14 protein-coding genes are annotated in these 26,406 nt (G+C 37.8%); 9 read left to right on the top strand and 5 right to left on the bottom strand.

Translation table 11 applies throughout. The annotated features are described in order from the left end of the window. Positions 1–4 precede the first annotated feature (4 nt). From menD to CA2015_RS15395, 9 genes are all read left to right on the top strand, one after another. Positions 5–1,687, top strand: coding sequence for a 2-succinyl-5-enolpyruvyl-6-hydroxy-3-cyclohexene-1-carboxylic-acid synthase (gene menD, locus CA2015_RS15435; RefSeq protein WP_048642703.1), 1,683 nt, complete (start codon positions 5–7; stop codon positions 1,685–1,687). A gap of 199 nt (positions 1,688–1,886) precedes the next feature. Further along, the gene (locus CA2015_RS15430) at positions 1,887–2,768 is read left to right on the top strand and encodes an inositol oxygenase family protein (RefSeq protein WP_048642702.1); all 882 of its coding nucleotides are present in this window, start codon (positions 1,887–1,889) and stop codon (positions 2,766–2,768) included. 71 nt (positions 2,769–2,839) lie between these two features. Beyond that, positions 2,840–4,414, top strand: coding sequence for a solute:sodium symporter family transporter (locus CA2015_RS15425; RefSeq protein WP_048642701.1), 1,575 nt, complete (start codon positions 2,840–2,842; stop codon positions 4,412–4,414). A gap of 369 nt (positions 4,415–4,783) precedes the next feature. Further along, a complete protein-coding gene (locus CA2015_RS15420; RefSeq protein WP_048642700.1) occupies positions 4,784–5,152 on the top strand; it encodes a hypothetical protein in 369 nt (122 codons plus the stop codon). A 159-nt stretch (positions 5,153–5,311) separates the two neighbouring features. Next, complete coding sequence (locus tag CA2015_RS15415) at positions 5,312–6,535, top strand: efflux RND transporter periplasmic adaptor subunit (protein WP_084011807.1); 1,224 nt, start codon at positions 5,312–5,314, stop codon at positions 6,533–6,535. A 19-nt stretch (positions 6,536–6,554) separates the two neighbouring features. Further along, the gene (locus CA2015_RS15410; RefSeq protein WP_048642699.1) at positions 6,555–9,725 is read left to right on the top strand and encodes an efflux RND transporter permease subunit; all 3,171 of its coding nucleotides are present in this window, start codon (positions 6,555–6,557) and stop codon (positions 9,723–9,725) included. 56 nt (positions 9,726–9,781) lie between these two features. After that, positions 9,782–11,236, top strand: a complete 1,455-nt coding sequence (locus tag CA2015_RS15405; RefSeq protein ID WP_048642698.1) for a TolC family protein — start codon at positions 9,782–9,784, stop codon at positions 11,234–11,236. Between the two features lie 447 nt (positions 11,237–11,683). Then, positions 11,684–12,259, top strand: coding sequence for a pentapeptide repeat-containing protein (locus CA2015_RS15400; RefSeq protein WP_048642697.1), 576 nt, complete (start codon positions 11,684–11,686; stop codon positions 12,257–12,259). Positions 12,260–12,385: 126 nt separating this feature from the next. Continuing rightward, positions 12,386–13,075: a TVP38/TMEM64 family protein gene (locus CA2015_RS15395; protein WP_048642696.1), complete on the top strand. Its 690-nt coding sequence runs from the start codon at positions 12,386–12,388 to the stop codon at positions 13,073–13,075. A 70-nt stretch (positions 13,076–13,145) separates the two neighbouring features. On the opposite strand, the gene CA2015_RS15390 is transcribed toward CA2015_RS15395, so the two are convergent. The 5 genes from CA2015_RS15390 to CA2015_RS15370 form a co-directional block, all read right to left on the bottom strand. Continuing rightward, entirely contained in the window at positions 13,146–14,474 is a 1,329-nt protein-coding gene (locus CA2015_RS15390) for an amidohydrolase family protein (RefSeq protein ID WP_084011805.1), read from the bottom strand. Between the two features lie 234 nt (positions 14,475–14,708). Further along, the gene (locus CA2015_RS15385) at positions 14,709–15,995 is read right to left on the bottom strand and encodes a glycosyl hydrolase family 28 protein (protein ID WP_048642694.1); all 1,287 of its coding nucleotides are present in this window, start codon (positions 15,993–15,995) and stop codon (positions 14,709–14,711) included. A gap of 448 nt (positions 15,996–16,443) precedes the next feature. After that, the gene (locus CA2015_RS15380) at positions 16,444–16,854 is read right to left on the bottom strand and encodes a hypothetical protein (protein WP_014021175.1); all 411 of its coding nucleotides are present in this window, start codon (positions 16,852–16,854) and stop codon (positions 16,444–16,446) included. 3 nt (positions 16,855–16,857) lie between these two features. Next, positions 16,858–17,781 (bottom strand): hypothetical protein, encoded by a 924-nt coding sequence (locus CA2015_RS15375; RefSeq protein ID WP_240477812.1) that lies wholly within the window; start codon positions 17,779–17,781, stop codon positions 16,858–16,860. Continuing rightward, positions 17,782–26,403 carry a LamG-like jellyroll fold domain-containing protein gene (locus CA2015_RS15370; RefSeq protein ID WP_048642693.1) on the bottom strand — a complete coding sequence of 2,874 codons (8,622 nt, stop codon included), beginning with the start codon at positions 26,401–26,403 and terminating at the stop codon, positions 17,782–17,784. Positions 26,404–26,406: the final 3 nt, after the last annotated feature.

The following is a 26,406-nucleotide window of genomic DNA, read 5'->3' as shown; positions in this document are numbered from 1 at the left end:
AATTTTGATACTTCCCCAGCTTACTTACCTAGCCTCTATATGTGCCAATAGCGGCATCACTGAAGCCATACTTTCGCCAGGTTCACGAAGTGCACCTATTTCTCTGGCATTTATCCGACATCCCGACATCCATTGTAGGATAATTCCCGATGAAAGGTCAGCAGCATTTATAGCAATGGGAATTGCCCAGCAACGCAATAAACCTGTAGTGTTAATCTGCACAAGTGGTTCTGCGGCTTTGAACTATGGGCCAGCGATAGCCGAAGCCTATTACCAGCAAATTCCTCTACTGGTTTTAACTGCCGACAGGCCCCCGGAATGGATAGAACAATGGGATGGACAAACCATTCGCCAGGACAATCTATACAGTGCTTTTATCAAATCCAGCTATGTCTTCCCTGACGAGGTTTTACATCCTGACAAACTTTGGCATGCTAAAAGAATAACCAAAGAAGCTATTAACCTTACCCATGAGGCACCTATGGGACCGGTACATATCAACATCCCGTTGAGGGAACCTTTCTACCCTAACCAAGAAGAACAGTATCCTTTCGAAATCACAGACCTTGAACCTGACCTAGATCAGCACCAGACCAGTACTTCATTAAAGGAAGAAAGTGTAATTCAAGTTATAACAGAATTAAAAAAGTACCGAAAAATACTTATCCTAGTTGGACAACAAAGGCCTGACAAACAAATTAGGACATTATTAAAAACAATAGCTGAAAATCACCAAGCAGTGGTTGTCACAGATGTGATCAGTAACATGTCTCAGGAATGTACAATCGAGCATCATGATTTCTTTTTAGGCAAGACTAGTTATGAAATTGCTCCGGACTTAATGATAAGCTTCGGTAAATCCATTATCTCTAAAGCTTTAAAACTCTTTTTAAGGAAAAGCGATACAGCCCACTGGCATATCCAAGCACAGGGTCAAGTACCAGATACTTTTCAACATTTGAACCAAATTATCAGGTTGCATCCCGCTACCTTTTTAGATTTCTTTCAAAAAGAGACAAAAGCAGTAGATTCAGTTTTTGAAAACGAATGGCTAAAGAAAAATAAGTCCATTAAAAATATTTTACCCAAAATGCTTGAAAAAGCACCTTTTGGTGAGTTGAAGGCGCTTGATAATGTTTTAAAATCACTGCCCAACTATGGGAAAATCCACATTGCCAACAGTATGGCCATAAGGAATGTGAACTTTTTAGGCTTAAGTGGAGATGACCTTGAAATAATTTGCAATAGGGGTACCAGTGGAATTGATGGATCAAACAGTACTGCTGTTGGTTGTACTTTCACTACGAAAGAACCTGTTGTGTTATTAACCGGAGACATGGCCTTCTTTTATGACAGGAATGCATTTTGGCATCAATACAACTTACCCAATTTAAGAATTATCCTGTTCAATAATCATGGGGGAGGCATATTTAGAATGATAGATGGCCCTGCAGCATTACCAGAAATGGCTGAATATTTTGAAACTCATCAGAAATTAGATGGGTCTAATTTGGCAAGGGAATTTGGGTTCCAATATCATTTAGCACAAAATATGGAAGAACTTCAGACCGCGCTAAGCGATTTTTTCCATACCTCAATAAATGCAAAACTTCTTGAAATTAAAACGGATAGCGAAACAAATACAAAAGCCCTAAAAATGATAAAGGAAGCTTTGAGTGGCGACTGAATCAGACCGTCAAGATTTCCTAAAAAACGCATCGACTCCCCGTAAATTGCTTAGCAGGTACTGAACCCAGAGAAACTTTAAGCTAGAATCAAAGCAGTAAAGCTAAAATTTCGTTAAATTTAAAGCGAAAATATAATTTTGGATTAAACATTGATTTGTTTTTTCTAACTTTAACGCACTGATAATAAACCTATAATTCATGCGACAGGAATTGACAGATAAAGAAAATGCCCCACTAGATAATATTGAGGATTGGGAGGCTGATTTGAAAGTAAGGTACCCAAAGCCCAAGTCTGAAGAGGCCAAAAGCAAAGCGGATTACCGTAATTACCACGACTCTGAACGAGTAGCAACGGTCAAGGAATTTTATCGCTTAAACCACCAATACCAGACCGTTGATTTTGTTACAAAAAAACAAGATGAGTTTCTCAAATTTGATAAAAAGGAAATGCCTTTTTGGGATGCTATCGATTACCTTAATACACTCGTAGATGATTCTGACCCTGACACCAATCTCGATCAGCTTCAACACTTGCTACAAACCTCTGAAGCAATAAGAGCGGATGGACACCCAGATTGGTTTGTTCTTACTGGTTTTATACATGATTTGGGCAAAGTATTGTGCCTATTTGATGAACCACAATGGGGAGTAGTTGGTGACACCTTTCCTGTAGGCTGTAAGCATTCTGATAAGGTTGTATACCCAGAGTATTTCGAGGCAAACCCTGATAGCAAAGACCAGAGGTACAATACCAAATATGGGATCTATGAGAAAAACACTGGATTGGACAATGTGATGATGTCATGGGGTCATGATGAATACCTATATCATATAGTCAAAGACCACCTGCCAGAACCAGCTTTATACATGGTTCGCTACCACTCCTTTTATGCCCAGCATAGGGAAAATGCCTATGATCACCTAATGAGTGATCATGATAGGGAAATGTTTAAGTGGGTAGACAAGTTTAATCCTTATGACCTGTACTCAAAGGTACCCGTTCCACCAGACGCCAAGGCCCTAAGACCTTATTATGAAGACTTGGTTGCTAAATACCTTCCAGCGACCTTGAAATTTTAATTGCCTTTTACAATAGACCCAAACCTTGATTGCTGCCCAACTTAAGCTGGGCAGCAATCTAATTATATATTATGCTCACAGCCATTACCTTCGTAGGATTTACATTATTTGTTGCAATTTTTTCTTGGTATAAATTACGAAAGGATGACATCAGCTCCAGAGACGGGTATTTTCTTGGAGGCAGATCTTTAACAGGTGGAGTAATTGCAGGATCGATGATCCTTACCAATATTTCAACTGAACATCTTATAGGTTTAAATGGCTCTGCCTATAAAAATGGGATGATCATTATCGCCTGGGAGGTTACCAGTGCTATTGCATTGGTCATTGCTGCGCTTTACTTCCTACCCATTTACCTAAAAATGGGATTGACGACCATACCGCAATACCTGGAACAGAGATATGACAGCACCACAAAAACAATTGTGGCCTTATTGTTAATGATTTCATTTGTCGTCACCTTGCTTCCAATTGTACTATATACAGGTGCAATTAATTTGGAAAGTATTTTTAATGTCTCAGAAGTATTAAATGTCAGCAGGTCAGAAGGGATTTGGATTACGGTAGTCACAATAGGTGTAATAGGATCCATTTACGCCATTTTCGGAGGTTTAAAAGCAGTAGCACTCTCCGACTCTATCAATGCCATAGGCTTACTGATTGGAGGCTTAATGGTGCCAATTCTCGCACTTTGGGATATTGGAGATGGCAATGTATTGGAGGGTATCCAAAAAGTGTATGAGTATGCCCCAGAGAAATTCAATGTTATAGGCAAAGCAGATTCAGTATTGCCGTTTAGCACGATCTTCACAGGGTTGATGATCAACCAATTGTATTTTTGGGGTATGAACCAGACGATCATTCAAAGGGCTTTTGGTGCCAAGAATATGGCTGAAGCCCAAAAAGGTTTGCTATATACAGGAGTGATAAAGATTTTCATACCCTTGATTATCGTACTACCAGGTATTATCGCTTATTATTATTACAGTGATCAGTATTATGACAATCAAGATTTTATTTATCCGGTTTTGTTAACCAGAATAATGCCCCTAGGCTTATTAGGCTTTTTTGCAGCTGTGGTGCTTGGGGCAATTTTAAGTACATTCAATAGTGTTTTGAATTCTGCTGCTACCATTTTCAGTCTTGACATATATAAAAAGTTATTGGACAAAAAATCTAATGACAAAAAACTGGTACGTGTAGGTCGTTTGAGCTCTCTGGTTTTGGCTGTATTTGCAATTATGATTGCTCCTCTTGTTGGAAATGCGCCTGAAGGATTGTACCAATTGATGCAACAATTAAATGGCATCTTTTTTATCCCTATCGCATCCATTCTAATTGCCGGATTTTTCATTCCTAAGATTACCGCAAATGGAGCTAAAGTAGGTTTGATCACTGGATTGTCCTTTTACCTCTTAACTACCTTTATTTTTGATTCCGGCATTCACTTTATCCATATTTGGGCCATAGAGTTTGTGATAAACATATTGGTTATGCTTGCTGTCAGTCATTACTTTCCAGGAAAGCCAAATACCTTTGTCAAAAGGCCTCCTGTTTTGGAAATGAAGCCTTGGCGATACGCGAAACCAGTTTCCCTTGGATTGTGCATTATTACGATTTTGATTTATATATGGCTGGGAAGCTAATCCCAAACCGGGAGCAAGTGTAGGGCGATTACTATGCCTACTCTTGCTCCTTCTTATATGAACCCAGCTTTAATTTTATCAAAGCCAATAGGTCTTTATACTTTTTCCTGTATACTCCTTCTTGACCAATGCTTTGCTTTTTTTCTTATCAAAACTGAAAGAATTAACAAGCATTTTCTACCTACAGAAAGGCCCGGAAACTCCCCTAAAAAAAATCGAAAAACATTTATTTCCAAAACAAATTTGCCCTTAATTTAGCTGAGGAGAAAGTAAGAAAAACCATTAAAATTGACGATTTAATTGTATCAAGGTAGTATTTGCTTTTGTAAGCGGTCAGCCATTCTAAAATTTTTTCTCTATTTTTGTGCTGTGAAAATTGGGAAATACAACATAGGGGCGTTTTTAAACAGGATTGTTTTAACCAATTTACTGGCTGTCTTTTTAATTAGTCTTTCTGTTGCAGAAGGAGAAAAAGCCATGTACAATTTCCCTTCACCAGAATTCGAAATTGGAATGCTGGATTATGATTATTTAGATTTCCCCACTTCTCTTACTAGAACTTTTTCAAATTATTCACCACAAAAAAACGCTTTATTACCCACTTTTTATTTGAGGGAAAATAGTTTCAAAACCCTTATAATAACAACCATTAATATCCCCAAAAGAATCTGCACATCGGTTTCTCTTGAGCAACTTAGACGAATCATCAGTTTGGTGATTTGTAATAATGCACCTTGAGAAGAAGCCAAACTTTACGGTATAATTAATATATCGTAACAATTGTCAGAAGAACATCCCTTAATAATCCAGTAAGATCTCCTATAGAGTTTCTCATAGAAATCTTTACTCGAAAACTATACTATCACTTTATTGAAATTTTAACTTTATTCAAAAGAAATGTTGAACAAAAACCAATGGTTCAGGTCTTCCTTTTTGGAATACCGAACAGTCATCACGATGCTTTATTTGGCTGGTATTGTTTTTACTACCGTGTCTTGTAGTGAGGGTAATGGAAAAAACAAAAAGAATGCGGAAATCCTGGAAGTACCAGTCTTTACCCTTTCGCCAAAAAGTATTGAAGTTCCACAAACTTATGTTTGCGACCTCCAGGCCATTCAATTTGTTGAAGTAAGGTCTAAAGTGGAAGGTTTTGTTGAAAAAATATACGTTGATGAAGGACAAAGTGTAAAAAAGGGCCAACCATTGTTTCAATTGTCATCTGCTGAATACAATGAATTAGTAAATTCTGCAAAAGCCAAGCTAATGCAGGCAAAAGCGGAAGAGAAATCAGCCACTTTAGAGGTTGAAAGACTCAAAGTTCTTGTAGACAAAAAGATCTATTCTCAGTCAGAGTTAGAGTTGGCACAATCGAAAAAAGACATGGCCCAGTCATCCATTTTGGAGGCTGAATCAATGTTAAAAAATGCACAGGTTGGCCTATCCTATACCACTGTAAAAGCTCCTTTTGATGGAATTGTAGATAGAATTCCTTACAAAACTGGTAGTTTGGTGAAAAGTGGTGATTTACTAACCAATATTACTGACATCAGTGAAATTTTCGCTTATTACAGGATTACTGAAAATGAATACCTGGAATTTATGAGGGGTGAATTAGACAAAGGTTCAGACAATGAGCAAATGAACCAGCAAGTCAAAGAAACCCTACAAAAAGAGCAAGAAGAAATCTCTCTTATCATGTCAGATGGTGTGGTTTATCCTTATAAAGGAAAATTAGAAACCATGGAAGCGGATTTTGAACAAGGTACAGGTTCTATTGCACTAAGGGTAAGATTCCCAAATCCTGATCAATTGATCAAGCATGGTGCTAGTGGTAAAGTTCAGATGAAAAGCATGTTGAATGATGTGTTTTTAATTCCTCAAAAGTCAACATTCGAAATTCAGGAATACAATTACGTATACCTGGTCGATAGTGAAAACAAAGTAAACGTACGTAGTTTCAGACCTATGGGAAGACATGGGCTATTTTATATAGCACAGGATTTCAAACCCAATGATAAAGTTGTTTTAGAAGGTATTCAGTTATTGAAAGATGATGTTACCGTAAAAACAAACCCAGTTGGGGAAGATGAAATTTACAAATCCTTGGACCTAAACCTTTAAAGGTTAAAAATACTTACGCATGTTTGATTTATTTATAAAAAGGCCTATCCTTTCGACGGTGATCTCGATTTTGATCACCTTGCTTGGACTATTAGCGCTGTTCGGATTACCCGTAACACAATTCCCGGAAATTGTGCCCCCATCTGTTACTGTAACTTCCCAATACCGTGGAGCGAATGCGGAAGTTATTACCAAAGCAGTTACCACGCCCTTGGAAAGAGCCATCAATGGTGTACCAGGAATGACCTATATGTCCTCTGTAAACACCAATGACGGTGTATCTGTCATTACTGTTTTCTTCAATGTAGGAACAGATCCAGACCAAGCCGCTGTAAACGTTCAAAACAGAGTGGCAACCGTAGTTGATGAACTTCCTGAGGAGGTTATTCGAGCAGGTGTAATGACAGAAAAGGAAGTCAACTCCATGTTGCTTTACCTTAACCTTATCACCTCCGACACCTCACAAGACGAGAAATTTGTATACAATTTTGCTGATATAAACATCCTTTCTGAATTAAAAAGGATTGATGGAGTAGGTAGAGCCGAAATTATGGGAAATAGGGATTATGCCATGCGAATATGGTTAAATCCTGACAGAATGGTGGCTTACAACCTAACTCCCCAAGACATCAGTGCAGCTATACAAAGTCAAAACGTAGAGGCCGCACCAGGTAAATCAGGGATTAGCTCAGACAGAGACCCGCAAGCACTTCAGTATGTATTGAAATACACTGGTAAATTCAACCAAAAAGAGGATTATGAAAACATCACCCTTAAAGCACTTCCTGACGGCTCGTTATTGAAAATTCGAGATGTTGCTGAGGTAGAATTTGATTCAGAAGATTATAATATGGTATCCATGACGGATGGTCAGCCTTCTGCCTCCATCATGATCAAACAAAGACCAGGCTCCAATGCTAGAGAGGTAATCCAGAATATTAAGGATAAAATGGCTGAATTGCAGGTATCGTCATTTCCTCCAGGCATGTCCTATAATATCTCCTATGATGTATCTCGATTCCTAGATGCTTCAATATCCGAGGTGGTGAAAACATTAATTGAAGCCTTTTTATTGGTGTCCTTTGTCGTTTTCATCTTCCTTCAGGATTGGAGATCTACACTTATTCCTGCCATAGCCGTACCAGTTTCACTGGTTGGAACATTCTTTTTCATGAGTTTATTTGGCTTTTCGATCAATATGCTCACCCTGTTTGCAATGGTATTGGCTATAGGTATTGTGGTGGATAATGCCATTGTGGTGGTGGAAGCCGTTCACGTGAAAATGCATGATGACGGCCTAAATGCCCAAGATGCAACCTTTGCTGCTATGAAGGAGATTGGAGGCGCTATTATCGCTATTACCTTGGTAATGTCGGCTGTATTCGTTCCTGTTAGTTTTCTATCAGGTCCGGTAGGTATATTCTACAGGCAGTTTTCACTTACACTAGCCATCGCTATTGTGATTTCAGGTATTAACGCCCTTACATTATCTCCAGCCTTGTGTAGTATACTCTTGAAGCCAGTTCATCATGAAGGCAAAAAGAATATATTAAGCAGGTTTTTCGTCAAATTCAACGAAAAATATGACGGTTTCTCAGGTAAATATGCCAAGTTAATTGGTAAAACAGCTGGGCGTAAGTCATTAACCTTTGGTGTTTTAATCTTGTTTTTTGCTCTCACTTATGGTATGACATTCATACTTCCTTCAGGGTTTATTCCAAATGAGGATCAAGGCATGATTTACGTTAATGTGACCACACCTCCAGGTTCTACTATGGACAGAACCCAGCAAATAATGGACGATGTACAGGCTTCAATTCTTCCTTTTGACGAAGTGGAGACCATATCGACCCTTGCAGGTTACAGTCTACTTACCGAAACTGCCGGTGCCTCCTATGGTATGGGCATGATCAACCTTGTTGGGTGGGATGACCGTGAAGAGAATGTAAATGACCTTATCGTCAAATACCAAGAAAGGACAGCTCATATTACTGGAGCTTCCATTCAGTTTTTTGCACCACCTCCAGTTCCTGGATTTGGTAATGCTTCAGGTTTTGAATTGCAGATGCAAGACAGAACGGGTGGAGATTTGGCATTTACGGCCTCCACAGTAGAAGATTTTCTAAATGAAGTAAGGGCAAGACCTGAAATACAGGATGTATTTACCAATTTTGATCCTTCTTTCCCTCAGTATATTCTAAGAGTAGACCACGACAAAGCTGCAAAACTAGGTGTGGATATTCGAGAGTCCATGGAAACGCTTCAAAGTTTTATCGGTAGTTATTACAGTTCCAATTTCATCCAGTTTGGCCAAATGTACAAGGTAATGCTTCAAGCTTCTCCGGAATTTAGAACTAATCCGGAATCCTTGCTGAAAATGTACACGAAAAACAACACTGGTGAGATGGTCCCTTATTCCAACTTTGTAAACTTGGAAAGGATTTATGGACCAGAACAACTAACGCGTTATAACATGTTTATCTCTGCCATGATTAATGGGGATGCCGCTCCAGGTTATTCAAGTGGAGATGCCATCAAAGCAGTGGAAGAAACAGCCATCGCCACACTACCTAGAGGTTTTAACATTGACTGGTCTGGAATTACAAGGGAACAAATAGCATCCGGAAATCAAGCGGTTTACATCTTCCTGATCTGTTTGGTATTCGTTTACTTGTTGCTAGCTGCACAGTATGAAAGTTACCTCCTACCCCTTCCGGTAATATTGTCATTGCCTGCAGGTATATTTGGTTCCTTTCTCCTATTGCAACTTACAGGGTTAGAAAACAATATTTATGCTCAGGTATCTCTAGTAATGCTTATCGGCTTGCTCGGTAAAAATGCCATCTTGATCATTGAGATTGCCGTTCAATCCAGAGAAAAAGGTATGGGTATTTTGGAATCCGGAGTACATGCTGCAGTAGAAAGGTTACGTCCGATTTTAATGACCTCATTTGCCTTTATTAGTGGTCTAATTCCTCTTGCATTGGCTAGTGGAGCCGGAGCCATTGGTAACCGAACCATTGGTACAGCAGCTGCAGGTGGTATGTTCATTGGTACTTTTGTAGGAATTATATTAATTCCAGGTTTGTATGTGGCTTTTGAATCTCTTTCTGCTTATTTAAACAAAAAGCCAGATAAAGCTCCTGTTACCGAAAAGGTGATCAATTCTACTGATCTTAAAACATCCTAAGGAAGTGACGATGGCCGGATTTATTCCTGCCATCGTTTCTAAAACTGAACAAAATCATGAACAGAAATTCATACCAATATATCGTATTAATCCTCTTGGTGATAAGTAGCCTAACAGCCTGTAAGGTTGAAAAAGCCTCTTTGGAAAATATCAAGGCGCCACCATCAAGTTACCAAGGCACCCAACTAGAAGGGGACAGTACCAATTTAGCCATGGTACAATGGAGATCCTTTTTTGCTGATGAGCATCTAAATCGATTGATTGAAAAAGGCCTTGAAAACAATCAGGAAGTTGCTAAAACCCTGGCGAATATCAGGATCGCAAGAGCAGCTTTATCCCGAGCAAAAATGGGGCAATTGCCTGAACTCAATCTTACTGCCGGAAGTAGTGTTAGGAAATTCGGTGATTACACCATGGATGGTGTAGGTAATGATGACACCAACCTTTCTTCTACTGTTCCAGAAGATAAAAGAATTCCTAAACCATATACAGATTTTATGATTGGAGCTGAGTTCAACTGGGAATTAGACGTTTGGGGCAAATTAAATATGCGTAAAAAGCAGGCTTTGTCTGAATACATGTCTTCAGTAGAAATGGGTAACCTTGCCCGTACTTGGTTGATTGCAGAAATAGCTAAAAACTATTACAACATTATCGGATTGGATGAAGAAATTGAAACTTTATTGGCCAATATTGCTTTCCAAGAACAAGCTTTTGAACTAGGTAAAAGCCTAAAAAATGCCGGTAAAGAAAGTCAATTGTCTATCGATCAGTTTGAAGCCTTGATGTTGAATTCAAAAGGAATTCTTGTAAGAAAAAGAAGAGAATTGAAACAAGCAGAATTAAACCTTTCTTACCTTATTGGTTCTTACCCTGAAAATATTCAAAGGGAATCATTGTCAGAGGTCAATGTCTTGCCTCCAGCATTGGAGATAGGGCTACCATCTACCCTTCTAACCATGCGCCCAGATATAAGGGCAGCTGAGCAAACTTTGCAGGCAAATAACCTAGAAGTAGGTATTGCTCGAACGGCATTTTTCCCGACATTCAACCTTTATGGAATGGCCGGATACAATGCTTTTGAGTTTAGTAAACTGTTCTTAAATCCCGCATCTACAATATATCAACTTGGCGGAGGTTTGGTAGCTCCAGTATTCAATAGAAGCAGGATCAAAGCTGCCTATGAAACGGCCAAAGCCCGACAGAAGGTAGCTTTGTATGATTATGAACAAACTGTTTTGGGTGGATACCTGGAAGTTTTGGGTCTGGTTAATGAATACCAAACCTTGAAAGAGGAACTTTCATTAAAAACCGATGAGGTACTGGTCCAAAGAAGATCTGTGGATAATGCCAACACCATGTTTAAAGTAGGTTATGCAGATTATTTGGATGTGATCAATAGCCAATCCAATTCACTTGCCTCTGAGCTTGATTATATTGAATTGAAAATTCAGCAATTACAAAGTATAGTAAGCCTTTACAGAGCCTTAGGTGGTGGTTGGGAGGAGTAAAAGTTGAAACCCTGACTAAATAAACTGAGCTATTCGCTTAAAAAGTCCCCAATACAATTTTGTTTTGGGGATTTTTTGTCTCTGCAAGTCAAACTGAATTTTAAAATATTATTTATTCTCTGATTATATAATAGAATTTCCAGAACTTTGTTAGGGGAATTTTAAACTTAAGAAAATCTTCAAATGGCACAATAAGGTGCCTTGAAGTGATTTCAATTGTTAATAGTTTGTCATTGGACCTTTCGATCACTTATTTAGTAATGCTAGGATTTAGCTCATTCCAAGCCATTGGCACTAGCAATAATTACTTCCCTAGGTTTTAATTAAAATTGAAGAGATAAAAATATTCTTAATTAATAGCAGTGATATTTTCTAAATGCTCGCATTGCCTTAATTTCGCTAAACTAAGCCAAACTCACCCTTAACTTTCATCAACAGTCATTAGCCATGGAAAGTGAATCATTTCAAAAAGAAACATTTGATCAAGTCGATTATTCCGAAAACCGAATGGAAGGTGAAGCCTACGAACAATGCCTCTTCTCCAACTGTAATTTCTTTAATAGTGATCTTTGCAGGATAGAGTTTATGGATTGTCAATTTATTAATTGCAACTTTTCCATGACCAGTATTATAGATGCGGCTTTTAAAAATGTGGCATTTCAACAATGTAAATTAATGGGAATAGATTTCAGTAAATGTGATGACTTTTTATTTTCGGCTTCCTTTACGGGTTGCACTCTTGATTATTCCATTTTTCAAGCCAAGAACTTAAAGAAAGCCAAGTTTGACCACTGCTCATTAAAGGACGTTGACTTTTCTAATGCTGACCTAAGCTTTGCTATATTTGATACATGTAACCTACTTCAAGCCACATTTTATAACAGTATATTAGAAAAGGCTGATTTCAGGACAGCTATTAACTACAGTTTTGATCCGGCATACAACAAAATTAAAAAAGCTAAATTCTCCCTGGAAGGATTACCCGGTTTATTATCTAAATACAATATAGAAGTGAATTATTGACCTATTCCAAGGTCTAAGCCATAAATGTTTCCAGTTTTGAAATATTAACCCTTACTATTTCAGTTCGGCATTATTTTAGTGAACAACCTATTAAATTTTTCAATGGTTGGTTCAAATTATACATAAATGTCAAAAAGGAAAACATCTAAATGGCCCTATATAATTTCATTTTTATTTTTAGGAAGCTTAATCAGCTTGTATTTTCTCAATTCATCTGTCCATCAATTTTTCAACGAAGCCTGGGAGGTATTGGGAAGCAATGATGAACAAAGAATATCAAATTGGGTGAACCAGTTTGAGTTCTGGGGTCCATTAATAATTGTTGCAGCAATGGTGGTCCAAATGTTTATGTTTATCATTCCTTCTTTCCTGTTGATGGTCGTTACTGTTTTAGCCTACGGCCCTTGGTTAGGGTCAGGAATTATTCTTATAGCTATATTTACAGCTTCAAGCATAGGGTATGGGGTTGGAGTCAATTTTGGCACGCCAGTAATCGATCGTTTGCTAGGAGAAAAAACCGATAAAAAAATCACCGGCTTTTTAGAGGATTATGGTTTCTGGGCCGTTATTGTAACTAGGTTATCTCCTTTTCTCTCAAATGACGCCATCAGTATCATTGCAGGTATGCTTCGGATGGGCTATTGGAGATTTATAGGATCTACAATGCTAGGAATATTACCTTTAACAGCTGCAATAGCCATATTAGGAGAAAACAGAGAGGAGATGAAGACCGGTTTAATTTGGTTAGGGGCTGTGAGTTTGGTAGGATTTATCATATATGTTTGGTGGGATAAAAAAAGGAGAAATAAAAATTAAGTCCCTCGCCTAAAATAAATTAAGCGAGGGATTTACAAGCAAAGAATTCAAGCTAATAATTTTGGGAATTTTAATCTATTGTACCGCTATTTTCTACCCACTCTCCATTTAGCATTACTTTCTTAATGGAATACATGGATTTAATATCCTTAGAAGGATTACCTTCTACCAAAATTAAATCGGCTAACTTCCCTTTTTCAATGCTTCCCAATCTTTCTTGAGTACGAAAATATTCTGCATTGATAATCGTACTGCTAGATATAACTTCTAAAGGGCTTAGACCAGCGGCAACCAACAATTCCATCTCTCTTTGATAAGCAAAGCCAGGTTTTACATATTTACCGGTATTGTGAGAACCAGTAACTATTTTCACCCCTGCCTTATGTGCCATGCCAACAAAATCATGCATGTTTTTAAATCCTTTTGCTTCATAGTCTTTCACTCCATCATCACCAAATTGCTTTTCAAATGTGGCAAGAGTCGGTGACAATACTACATTGTTTTTGGCAGCCAAAGCAAGTACCTCTTTCACTCGGTCAGAAGACAAATCTATTTTTGACCACAACTGATACCTTCCTGCCCTACGGTTATTGCTGTCTTCCTGAACTGAATTCCTGAATTCTTCTGCATCTTTTGGGTCAGCAATAGAAGTACCAAAAGAAGTGACATGCTCAATTCCTTTTAAACCTGCTAAAATTGCATCGTCAGCATCTACCAATTCCAAGTGGGCCACTACAGGAATCTTATGAAAATCAGCTGTTTTAACCACTGTTTCTATGTACTTTAAAGGAAGTCTAAAATAAATTTTTATCCCGGATGCTCCATTCTCAACATACTCCCCAATTTGGGACCTGATATGATCTGCATCTTTCACTAAAGTGGCCTGTTGAACATATACTCCCGGGTAACCATCAAGGTGTGCACCGGTCACATAAACTCTGGGCATTTGGGTAGTAGAAAAATGCTGTGCCTGATAAAACCTGATGGGATGGCCGGGATCTCTCATGGTAGTTACACCATTTTTTAAAAGTGTACTTAAAGACTTATTGTTATTGGCACTATGAAAATGTGAATCAACTAGGCCCGGAAGTAGACTCATTCCTTTACCATCTGTAACTTCTGCACCAGCAGGTATTTTTACTTGGCTCTTAGGTCCTACTTCAATGATCCTATTCCCCTTGATCACAACCGTGGAATTCTCCATAGCAGGCCCACCTAGTCCATCAATCAGGCGAACACCCACAATTGCGCTTACCTTATCATTGGAAGGACCATTAGGTGGATTTATCTCCAATAAGGAAGGATTGGCCTCATTTTGAGAAAAAACCTTACCTGTGAAGAGCATGAGCCCGAGGCAAATCAACATTACCAGAGATCTAGAATCTTTAATTACAGTCATTTTGTATATTATTTTGTGATATTTATCTATTAACCTTTTCTATTGGATTATAAAAATTTTGGCTAAAAGCCAAATAGTTTACGTTACCAAAATCTTTCAAGAATCTTAAGCATAAACAACAATCCCAACTTGATTATTGAAAAACCCCTTCCTAAAATACCATTAGCTTCTAAAGCTAAGTTGTTATTTTTATTTATTGAAATTTTAGTATAGGAATTAAAGCACATTAATTTATTATTTCACTTTGATCCAATTATTTTGGGTGACATTTGAAGTAGTCAAAGAGTCGATTTCGTAAAGCGTGGCAGTAGCATTTTCACCGGTATACATTCCATTCATAAAATGGCAATCTGCTACTTGTGCTTGAATTCTAACAAGGGATTGACCATTTCCTATAATGTTCATGGCATGGATAGTATTAATTTTTCCTGGCAGAGATTCCTCACCATATCCCCTACCTCCAATGAGGATGGCATCATGACGACCCTCGTTGGCTTTAAAAACCACTCCATTGATATAAACATGGTGAATTCCGGCCTGATCACTAGCCCTAATAGCAATGGCGCGATACCTGTTTTCACAGGAAATATTGGTGATCACTACCTGTTCTATATCATCTTCTGGTCCATACCACCTACTGGCTGTGACCATACTGTCGGTAATGTCCCCACTTTTTTTGTCTCTGTCTGGGGCTGTGTCAAGGTTAGAAAGGGCAATAAAATCATCTCCCGTCATGCCAGAAATATTGTTTATTCTGAAATTCTTACAGCCTTGCCGTAAGTTTATCCCATCCTTATTGGCCACCATCATTTTATGTCCATTGACAGTGACAAATTCCTCATTGAAAATGGTTAGGTCAGATAGTTCGGCACCTATAGTGCGCTCAAAACTTATGGTCCAGCCATGGGTGTTTTCAAACCTTATATTTTTAATAGTAAAGTTTTTTACATAGCCGATTAACATCATTATGTTTCTCCAGTCGCCTTTTTGTTTCATCTCAGGGTTACCCGCATCTGTGCCATAGCTAACTCTCCAATTTCCTTTATCCTGCTCTTCCTTTGGATTCAGTGTCAGTATTCTTGCTCCGTCTCCAGTAGACCTAGGATTGCTTGCCCCCTTCAAAATGGCTTTCCCTATCCCATATATATTTATATTTTCATTCCATTCAGGGTTAGTTATTCCTAATCCCACGTTATCGGATCTAAACATATTGTCTCTGCTGGAATTTGATAGTTGAAGGGTACAATTGTCTAAAATTAGCGTGAGATTGCTTGGTAATAAAATGGCACTATCGATCATCCAAATGTTGGTACCATTGGCATTAACCCTTGGTATACGTACCAAATTCGAAGTGTTTTTGGCTTTTTGAATGGCTTGTGAAATTCGCTCTGTATCTGTACCATCAAAGTCATTGGGGTTGACTGATGCCTGCCCAGTCATTGCAAAGACATTAGCAGGTTTTATTAATATAAAGTTTACGAAAAAGACACTTATTACAAACGCAATTAAATACTTGGGCATAAGGAGTTTAAATCTATATGGATTAATCTTCACAACTGTTTATTCAGGCAATTGTAAAAATAACTAAAACATGAATTTATCGAATAATTGTAAGTAAATTCAATATTATAACCATTTTAAACTCGAATTATGTAATAGGATTCGTGATAGCCTGTCCCGTGTTTACGGGAAGTGTTGCAATCGCAAGAAAATCAGGCTGTTTGGAGATTTTAGCATAGCACCGCTATGGTGAAATTGAAAACAGCAACGAAGTGGCTGATTTTGAAGCGATTTCAGCACGTAATAGATTGTCTATTGCATATTTCGGGTTAAATTTAAAACTAAATCCATTTGGGCAACCAATAGTACGGAATTCCTCTAAATCATTACCCAGATTCAATATACTGGTTTACATTTTTAAAAGTCTTTAATTAATCGAAGAAACTTAGAAAAAAGGCCTTCTTCCTTCTCATTCTATCAATTGAAAATCACCTTGTTCAACGTAAGTCAATTCTGTAGATACGGCTGTTTTCACTAATTCTGCAATATTTTTGCCATTTACCAGTGTCACCGGATTACTTTTTACCCCTTCTTCTATAAACGACATACTGTAAGGTGACCCATTTATGGTATACTCGATTTTTGAAGCGTTTGTATTGCGGTTATTGTTTGTTGTAACTTCGATCTGAACGGCGTATTTAATATCGGGAGAAATACAATCTGAATCTAGCACTTCAGTTCCATCTTCATAAACAAATTTAATTCCAATTGGGTGATACCTTTCTTCATTCCCTAAAAGACCTGTATTGTCCTCCTTAATACAGCTGACACAATAAATGGTCAAAAAAATTAGTATAAATATATTTCTTGCAATTTTCATTACTCACTCTTTTAAAATTATTTCTACGTTTTTTTCAAGATCACCCGTTTTCAATAGATAATCGCCGGCCAGTAAATCCGTAAAAAGCACCTCCCCATTGACAATAGGCAATTTTGCATATTCAATCTGGTCTTTAAATAAAATAATTTCCCCTCCATTTAGATCCGATACAACTTTGATGGCTCCTCCATTGTAACAAACAGCATCCTTTTTGTATATTTTTATACTGCTTGATCTTGTGGTATAACGTACACTTATTACCCATTGCTTTTTCATTGATTCATCCTGTGATAAAACATCCAGGTATACAGGACTTGAGAAATCCAGCACACTCGTACCCGAGATTAGTTGTTGACCTCTATGGAATAATTTACTACCATCACTTAATTCAAAAACACCTTTTAGTAAGGTGGGATTAACCCCATTATTAAGATAAAGAACCATCTCTTGGTCATTTTCAGTTTTATTCACTACTTCAATATCCTTAAAACTAAAGTCAAGTAATTGCGCTTCATTATTTAGCGCAGGACTTGCAATACTGAAAGCCTGCGATAAATTACCGCGTAAGGCATTGGTTTCAAATTTTACTGTTTCGGATATATCTGTTACTTGATTTTTCTCAGAATCATAAACCTTAAAATGGATGGTTTCACCTAGGGTATTAGAAAACACATTAAAATACGCATAATACCTGTCTTTGCTTTTCACATAAATCAAATTGGTAGTACCTCTACATTCTCCATTTACAAATGCACCAACTTTATCGCTCGTACTATTTAAATTAAGACCGTCAATATTTAAGAATGAGACAAATGACATGGTATATTCGAAGTTATTTTCCTCTACCACCCATTCAGGCTCTTGCCCATAACCATTTGTACAGATAAAAAAGAGTATTGCCAGCCTAATAATTGATCCTTTCATCATCTATTCTTTTATAACCTTAAAAGTATAAGGTAGGAATGTGTTCTTGAATTTAATCTTCAGAATATAAAGCCCACTCCCCACATCGGGGTTAAGTATGAGTGTATTAATTCCTTTATTTATACTTTTCCCATAAGTATTTACCAACTGACCAAACGTATTAAACAATTGGATATTGATAAAATCATCCTGATTGGAAATTAGCTTTATCTGCAATTCCTCTTTGAAAGGGCTGGGGAAAATTTTAATTCCACCCAATATTTCATTCCCTAATACTACCGGATTTTCTACCGTTCCAAGCACATTGTTTGCAGTGAAATGGAAAGTTTTGTGGGTAGGAATCATGCGCTCACCATCACCTATATAGAAGGTTAACTCCTTATTGGTCTCCCCAAAAACAGTAATAAAACTTAAATTTTGATTCCCAATCACTTGGTTTACTGCTTTTCCTCTTAAATCACCCTTATCATCAATTGCAAACAGTTCGTGGTAGCCTTCGGGTAACAACACTACTGCATTCATATTGGCCGAAAATCTAGCAAATTCAGCCGATATCACTTCCTCCGGTGTTTGAATCTCAAGATTCGACATTCGGGAATTAGAGAAATCCCATAAAAACCTAGGGTAGGTGAATATTTGCTCTTGACTAGATCGCAGCATATAACCTTTATTGGCTTCTAAATAATTTAAAGTACCACTCCAACCATTTACCTCATCATATATGGCAAATTGATTTTGAGACTTAATAACATCCCCTTCATGAGCATCGAAAGATGACAGGCCTTCATTCAATGCAACATTGTTTTTTAAAGGATAGGGTAACCAATTCCAATTGAGCTTGATAGGAAAACTCCATGAATCTAAATTGACAGAAGAACCGGAAAGAATTAAATCCTGTCGATTATTAAACTTCGCTTTATACATGTAAGAAGTAGATAAACCACCATGCTCACTTATTTCACCATTCCATGAACTGGATTCAGGAGAATTCTCATTTTTAAAGTAGGTTTCTAATTTCGAGGGGCTATTGCTCATTAGCCTGTCCGACGTTTCTAAAACCATTCCATCTGTTAAGACATTTAAATTTGAAAAATTTTGATCCTCAACATTTAGAGACAACCATGTCCATCCTTGATTCAATTGTATAATTTGCTCTACAACCCCTGAATTTTCAAACATTGAGGTATTAGTCTGAGTGCCTATTATGGTGTTTTCATTAAAAGTAACCGTCAACTTCTCATCTAAAGTTGCCTGAACAACTTGTCCTTTTGAAGCATCCCATATTTTAAAATTAATTAAATCACTGTAAGCCGAATCACTATAGACCGTTAAAAACACAAAGTATTCCTGATAGGCCTCATCCCAAACCATGTCCGCTACGCCCCTTAGCTCACCATTAGAGAAAGCTGAAACTTTATCATAAATGTCATCAGAATAAACACCATCTATGCTAACTCGACCGACAATATTCATACTATAATTAAAATTATTCGGATCTATGACCCAATCAGGATCTTCTGCTAAGACCCTAAGTTTCAATTGTAGTTTCTCGTCTAACCCGAAATCAGTTTGTAGATATAGGTCTTCTATGTATTCTCCTGTTGCCAGACCTTCATCAACACTAGCTGTTATCACTACCTTACTATCCGGCAACAATGTTCCCGAAGAACTGCTCAAAGATAACCAACTTGGAATGCCAGAAATCGCAAAGGGCTGGGTTTGCCCCCCTTTGTTTAAGATGCTTATTTCAAAGAATGTAGCTTCTTCACCAATTTTGGTAAGGTCAACAACATCGTTGTGGCCGTCTACAAACCAACTCATCTCATTTTTTTGTATAAAAGCTGTCCAGGTTATTGGGGATTGTTGCATATTATCAGAAGCATCAAACATTCGATGAACGGTAATGTCTAATACCTGTCCTTCTACCACTGCCCAATCTGAAATCACAGGTTCCAAAATCATTTCATCTTCATTGATCACATGATTCACCTGAAATTTGATTAGGTTTCTTTCAGGCTTTATGGCAGGAACATCATTTGAAAAATTAACAGCACCGGCATTCATCGTACCATAGGAAGTGCTCATTTCTCCACCACTGACAACGTGGTAATATAGTGGCCCCTTATCAGTTGCAGTGTTAGGTGCATTCATTCTGGCATAAAGTAATAGGCCAATACTTTCCACATCAATTTCATGGTACCTATCTCTAGAAATTTGATCAACATTCCTAAGGGTATTCCAAAGACGGAATTCATCGATTTTCCCAGTAAAAACACGGTCCACTGTTTCTTTATTCCCTAGATCTCTAAATCCTCTCGCTCCTATCCAAACCTTATCCCCGGAAAACCCTCCTATATTAGTCATTGGATTGGAGGATACTTGTTGGGCATCCACGTAGGTTCTTAGAGCACCATTTCGATTGAATAATAGTGTGATGTGGTGCCAAGAATTATCAGCGACACTTGCAGCGGTTAACACATAGGTATTTTCTTCACTGGCCAAATACAAAGCTCCGGACGTATTCATATTGATCGACCATTTATTCGCCAAACCGTTGGACTGGATCGGATCCTTTCCTTCTAGTGTGCCATCACCTATTCCTCTTCCATTTGAGAAAATAGTTGCCTCTTGCGGAGTTTCTGTTTTGATCCAAAAGGAAATAGTTGCATCCATTTCATTGGTCAACTGAACAAAACCAACATCATCCAAGGCCAAGTATTGCCCATTACTAAAGGAATAAGCAGTCCCTTTAGGCTTAATATCCCATTCCGCTTTCACTAATGCATGTTTAAAACGTGCAAGATCATTAGCAAGCTCTCCACGTCCCTCGTTCAGCGGCCAATAACCTACCAAATTAGCCTCTTTCCCTTGGAGCTTGCTATACATCCCGGCATATGCATCGCTCAAAGTTTTTGATACTGACCACAACCGGAGATCATGAATGTTTCCAATGAAAGAATTTCCACCAATAATTAAGGGGTTGTTATTTGTAAATGCTGTGTTTGCCGAGCCGGCACCCCCACCTATTTCCCTATCATCCTCATATATACTTAGCGTTCCCAATTCATTGTTATGCGAAAATGTATAGTGATGAAATAATTCGTCATTTGCGATAGTTCCATGGGTTGTGATATCCCCAAGGGTTACAAATATCTCATGGTCCTCCAAATTGATGGTTAGCCCGTCTTTTTGTTCAACAATTGTAGCTGTGCTTTCTGTAGTGGAATTATTCATCCAAAACTCAAGGGTCAAATCTCCCGACACTAACCTTGGGCTTTCAATAGTTACCGTGTTACTATCCCCCTCAAAATACAAAGAAACACTATGATCAATTGGCAGTTGGTTGGATTGTCCTTTTATCTCAATGGTGCTTACTGCACTATTGAAATACATATTTTCGTTGAATTTTACCCGGAGGTCTTCTCCCACCCCTAAAATACCATCTATAGGAAATGGTGTACCAAATTGCCTTGGGGCTTCTAAATTAACTGTTCCAGAAATTACGTCAGAAATATATACTGTACCATTTTCACATATACTTCTTGCTCTTATTTCGTAAACTCCATCTTGTAACTGAAGTCCTGCAATATCAAAAGGAAAATTAACCTGGGGTGTTTCAATTACAGAAATTTTAGAATCACTTTCCCCATTCAATATGGCTTGATCATAAAACGCTTGAGTATTATAGTAGCTATGCAGGTTTGTCCAGTTTGGTGAGGTGGCTAAACGGTATTCTAAATCTACCTTTTGGAAGTTATCAAATAACTGGTTATAATCTGATAAGGTAATGGACAAGGGCTTTGAAAGGTCCGAATGATTGTCATAAGCTGCATCTATATTGTATACCCAATTATCCTGAGGTGCACTTACTTTTACTTGAGAACAGGTTGGAATAAAATGGGCCGATATTATAACGTCATCAAAAACGTTTACAGGATCACAAAGTGATTGTAAAACCACTCTTATATTTTCATAATCGTAGACATCTGCAATTTTCTTATCCAATGTCAAGGTATAATCTACAGATTGTCCGTAAGGGACAAATATTACGGTTCCATTGGGCGATACATTGATATCAGGTGCACTAGGATTTGTTGTATTGTCGATTATTAACTCAAAGTAATTAAAATTTGCATTATCACTAGTTGCATCTGCTAAATTTTGAAAAGACAGATGAAATTCTGCGGTATTGCTTTCCGGAATATTAAATATTTCTGCAACCTCTACGGTAATTTGAGGATCTTCTGCCTTTTGAGTTGCATTGCTTAAGGTTTCCCTATCCGCCTCTGCCAGAGCAACAATGGGGTTAGCAGGATCATAGGAGGAATGATTATAAAAATGAGACAACTCTTTGCCCTCATATGGGCAAGAGGTTCTACCTCCAACAGTTGTGAAAATCGGTCCGTTACCATCAAATAGGTTAAAAACATCAATACTCAAAATGTTTGCAGGATCATTGTCCTTCAAGGTATATTTAAAGGTCGTAGTTTCAGCTTCTTCTTTGGTGATACCTGCACTAAAATCCTGAGCCAAGGAAAAGACAGTAGTAGAAACAAGGCCTAACGCATCATTAATTTCAAATCCTATATCATATTGCAAGCTTTCTTCCAACTCAATATTATAAGCTAAAGAGGAGGAATTAATAAGCTCTGTTTCTACACTCCTACTTACTTCGCCTACACCCGAATCAAATGAAATATTACCGGATGATTGGGAATTAACCAATGATTTATTGCTAGCGGCAAGGTCAAGTTTTTCCTTCAATAACGCTTGGTAAGGAACACCAACATCTGAACGATTTAATTCGTTCTTTATATCAGACATATAAATATCTAAATAATCATCAGCAGCTTTTATTAACGATTCAGATTCATTTAAAGCCAAATATTTCTTTCGTTCATTTTCAAGAATAATCTTACGCCACAACCTGATTTGTTCTTCGTACCAAAACAAACTATTGGCGCCTTCTACTGGAATATGATTTCTGAGATTTTCTGCAATTAACTCATATTGAGGTATTAAATCATTAATTATGTACTTTTGAGAGTACACAAAAAAGGTATTGGTCGGTTTAGTATTTATATATATAGCTTTTTGCTTATTTAAATAAATGTCATCACCATTTGCATTGGTCAACCTATAATTATTGTTCGGATCTCCAATCGGTGCAATGTCAGCTTTAAAGTCATCATAAGATCCTATGGCATAATTACTAGCGTTCCCTATATACAAATCCCCATCAGCGCCCACAAATTCCGGGTCATCACTGGTCGAAATGGTTTGATTAAACGTATAGGTTTTTGTTAAACTTAAAGCATCTGAAGAAGAAGTTTCTAGCGTTATATTGCCGGTAAGGTCATTGACCACTTCTGTTTTCACCTCAATCGAGGCTCCCGGAACTCCCCCAACAAAGGTAACAGCTCCTCCCATCATTAATTTTAAGGTTTGAGAAAGCCCTCCGGATAAGGTGGACATGGATTCTGTGGTAAAACTTAAGGTTTGACCTGCCTCTATGGATGCAAAACTGTTGGATCCGGGAGGGTCTCGGAGAATAATATCCGGGATTTCAGGAGCTACTGTAAGGGGTGGAGCAGAAGTCCCATCAGGAGCCCCTCCTAGTATAATCCCGTCAGGAATATAATTTTCTGCCGGATAAGAAATACCCCCAATAACATACTGTATATCCAAACTGCGTGTATATGGGAACGTAGTATTGGGAACACCCCCTTGAAATGAATAATAGGAAATACTATTGTCTACTGTATCCTTTTCGATCTCTTCAGAGCCTAAAATTGCTAAATTATTATTGATTTTTAATTCCCCATCTATAATTGGCACAACATCTTCAATTATACTGTCTCCATCCATGTTCACGTATCTTTCAAATGTGGATAGGGTTATGGCATAACTTGCAGCCTGCTCATAAATCAATACCTCTTTACTAGCGTCTGCCAGGTGGGTTAACCCTTCAGTGCTTATAAAGTACTCACTACTATCTGCATTAAAAAACTGTAGTGAATCTGTTGAAGTTTGGTCGATGACACGCAATACTGGCGTAGAACGGTACACAAAGCTTTTTTCAAAATGATAGGGTACCCCTTCCAAAATATCATTGTTTGGAAGAATAAACTCCGGAGTTAAAAGCGGTGGAATACTTGAAAAATTTATACTTTCATTTGATGTTCCAATTATAGCTGAATTAATGCTCTCATTACTGGAAATTGTTAAGCCTGGTATATCTCCCCCTTCAATTTCATAATTCAATGGCATCACTTCAACACGATACTCGCCGGATTCGCTATTCGTTTTAAAGTTAAATTTTGTGTAATCGGTGACACCTCCGGCACCTGGTGGATCATACTGAAACGCAAAACTAGCCACCCCTATATTATTTTTCGAACTAACAACCAAAGGAATGGGCTTAAAATTTTCAATTGTATCGTTGATTACATAAAGCCCATTTTCACCAAATCCTATTGGCTTACTTGCTTCCACTGCTCCACCAACTACACGTCCAACCGCAGTTACTCTGGTCTCATCAATAAATACCACCGGCTCCTGAGCATCTTCAAAAAATTCTTTAAAAGTACCGGTTTCAGCAGGAAATCTACCATTGTAAGAAAAGGAGTGACCATTTTTTTCAACCCGTATAAAATGATTTCCAATAGGTACACTAATTTCAAAATTACCGGCTTCATCCGACAGTACAGGTGTATTGTTTTCATCAATTACGATTTGTCCATCAATGTAGATCGTAGCTCCGGAGACTGGAATACTGGCATAGCGTTCCAGTCGAAAATTGGTAGAGTCGTTCTCATCATAATAATTAATCCAATATTCACCTTTATTATAAGTGCCTGCATTTGCTCCTGTAAGCTTCTCATATCGATTATAGTTTTCATCGATAATTCCGGGACCTGTAACATATTCATCTCCATCATTCAATCCGGACAAATTTCCACCATTTACCTCTACGTAGGAAGGGAACACCTTTCTGGTATCGTACAATATTTTTCCTTTAAAGATAAAGGAGGACTTATCGATAAAATCAATTTTATTTACCACCTCTGAGCCCTGACCTAAAAAGACCAGTTGTTGATTGGGTTCAAACTTGTGTTGTCCATAAACAGGGGTAATTTTAAATGATTCTCCTGTTCCGGAGTAGGGAATGGAATTAATCTGATAATTGCCATTTTCATCGGTTACCCCTAAGATTCCCAATTGACTAGCAGATGGGATTGCACCAGGTCCAGATACAAAAGTGATATTATCTAATTTACCGTGATTTCTATTATATGTATAGTCTTCTCGTGAAGCATCATAGGTATAATCCCCTTGATTTTCGTTGGCGCTTAAATAGACTATCAAACCCGGATCGTCACCACTGATATACCTTTTATAATCTGTTCGAATATCAGCGGCTGTTTCTATGCGATTCCATAAGCGAATTTCATCAATCAGAGCTGTTTTTCCACCACCTATTCTGACCTTGTTCCAAACAGCCTGCCCTTGTTGAAAATTAATAAGACTTGTAGTCTCGAAAATCTCTAAAGATGGAGTATTTATATTTTGGTCTATCTCGGCTCGTGCTTTATGTACAGCATCCCGGTACTCCTTTGTCATTGGGCGGCCATTGATAAAGAGGGATGGAGCCATTCCATCCCTCAACTGTATCGAAAAATGAGTAAAGTAATCATTGAAATTAGCTACAGGGACCATAATATCATCACCTCGGGCATCGATATCTCCAGAAGGAAATACATTTTTGATAAGGAACAAACTCTCTTTTATTTTAACTTCCAATTCGTTTGCCAATATTTTTACTCTGACATTAACATCTATGTTATTACCGTTTGCCTCAGTTAGTCTAAACAGCCTGATCGGGCTCCCATTATCATCAGTATAAGGACTATTGATGTCCGGTTTTACCCAAGCCTGTAAAGTAGCCAACGAATCAATTGGTTTATTTAATTTATTGATCTCAAGCTTAGCGTTAGAAGGGATTTTCAAACTACTCCCATAGCTTATGGAACTCCCACTCGATTCGGCAACTACCGTTACGTTTTTCACCGGATTTCCACCTTCAAAATTAACATTTCCGGTAATGACCGCAGTAGGATTTCTAAACCCTATACCTGTGATATAATTGGTATAAAGCTCTTCATCCTCCATTACATTTTCAGCCAACACTTTATATTCGTACAGTTTTCCTCCATCCACGTACTTGTCTTCATAGGTACCGGAGGGCTGTGGGGTATTATCAGCTATTGGTTGAAAATTTTCATTACTTCCAAGTTCTCTACGTAAAATTTTGATGTTTGTAATGTTGTTAATATTATTTCTAAGTCGCCATTCTATCAAAATCTTATCACCAAAATAACCTTTGGAAACACTAAAAGATTCTTCTGCAAAAGTACCATACAGGTAAAGTACATCCCATGGAAAACGTAAATCTGTTGGAGTGGTGTTATTGGATGTTCCTAAAAAAGGCAGCCCTACCTGAATTGTAAAACCTTCATTTTGTATGGCTTGTGAGACAGTAACTTCCTTGGCTCCTTCCTCCTGTTGTGCATAAAGGAAGGAAATCAACATACTCAATATCAGTGTAAGAAATAATTTTCTCATCCC

Origin of the sequence: Cyclobacterium amurskyense (genome assembly GCF_001050135.1) — a bacterium.
GTDB classification, from domain to species: Bacteria; Bacteroidota; Bacteroidia; order Cytophagales; family Cyclobacteriaceae; genus Cyclobacterium; species Cyclobacterium amurskyense.
The sequence above is the reverse complement of the archived record's forward strand: the minus strand, read 5'-3'. Positions and strand labels throughout refer to the sequence as shown.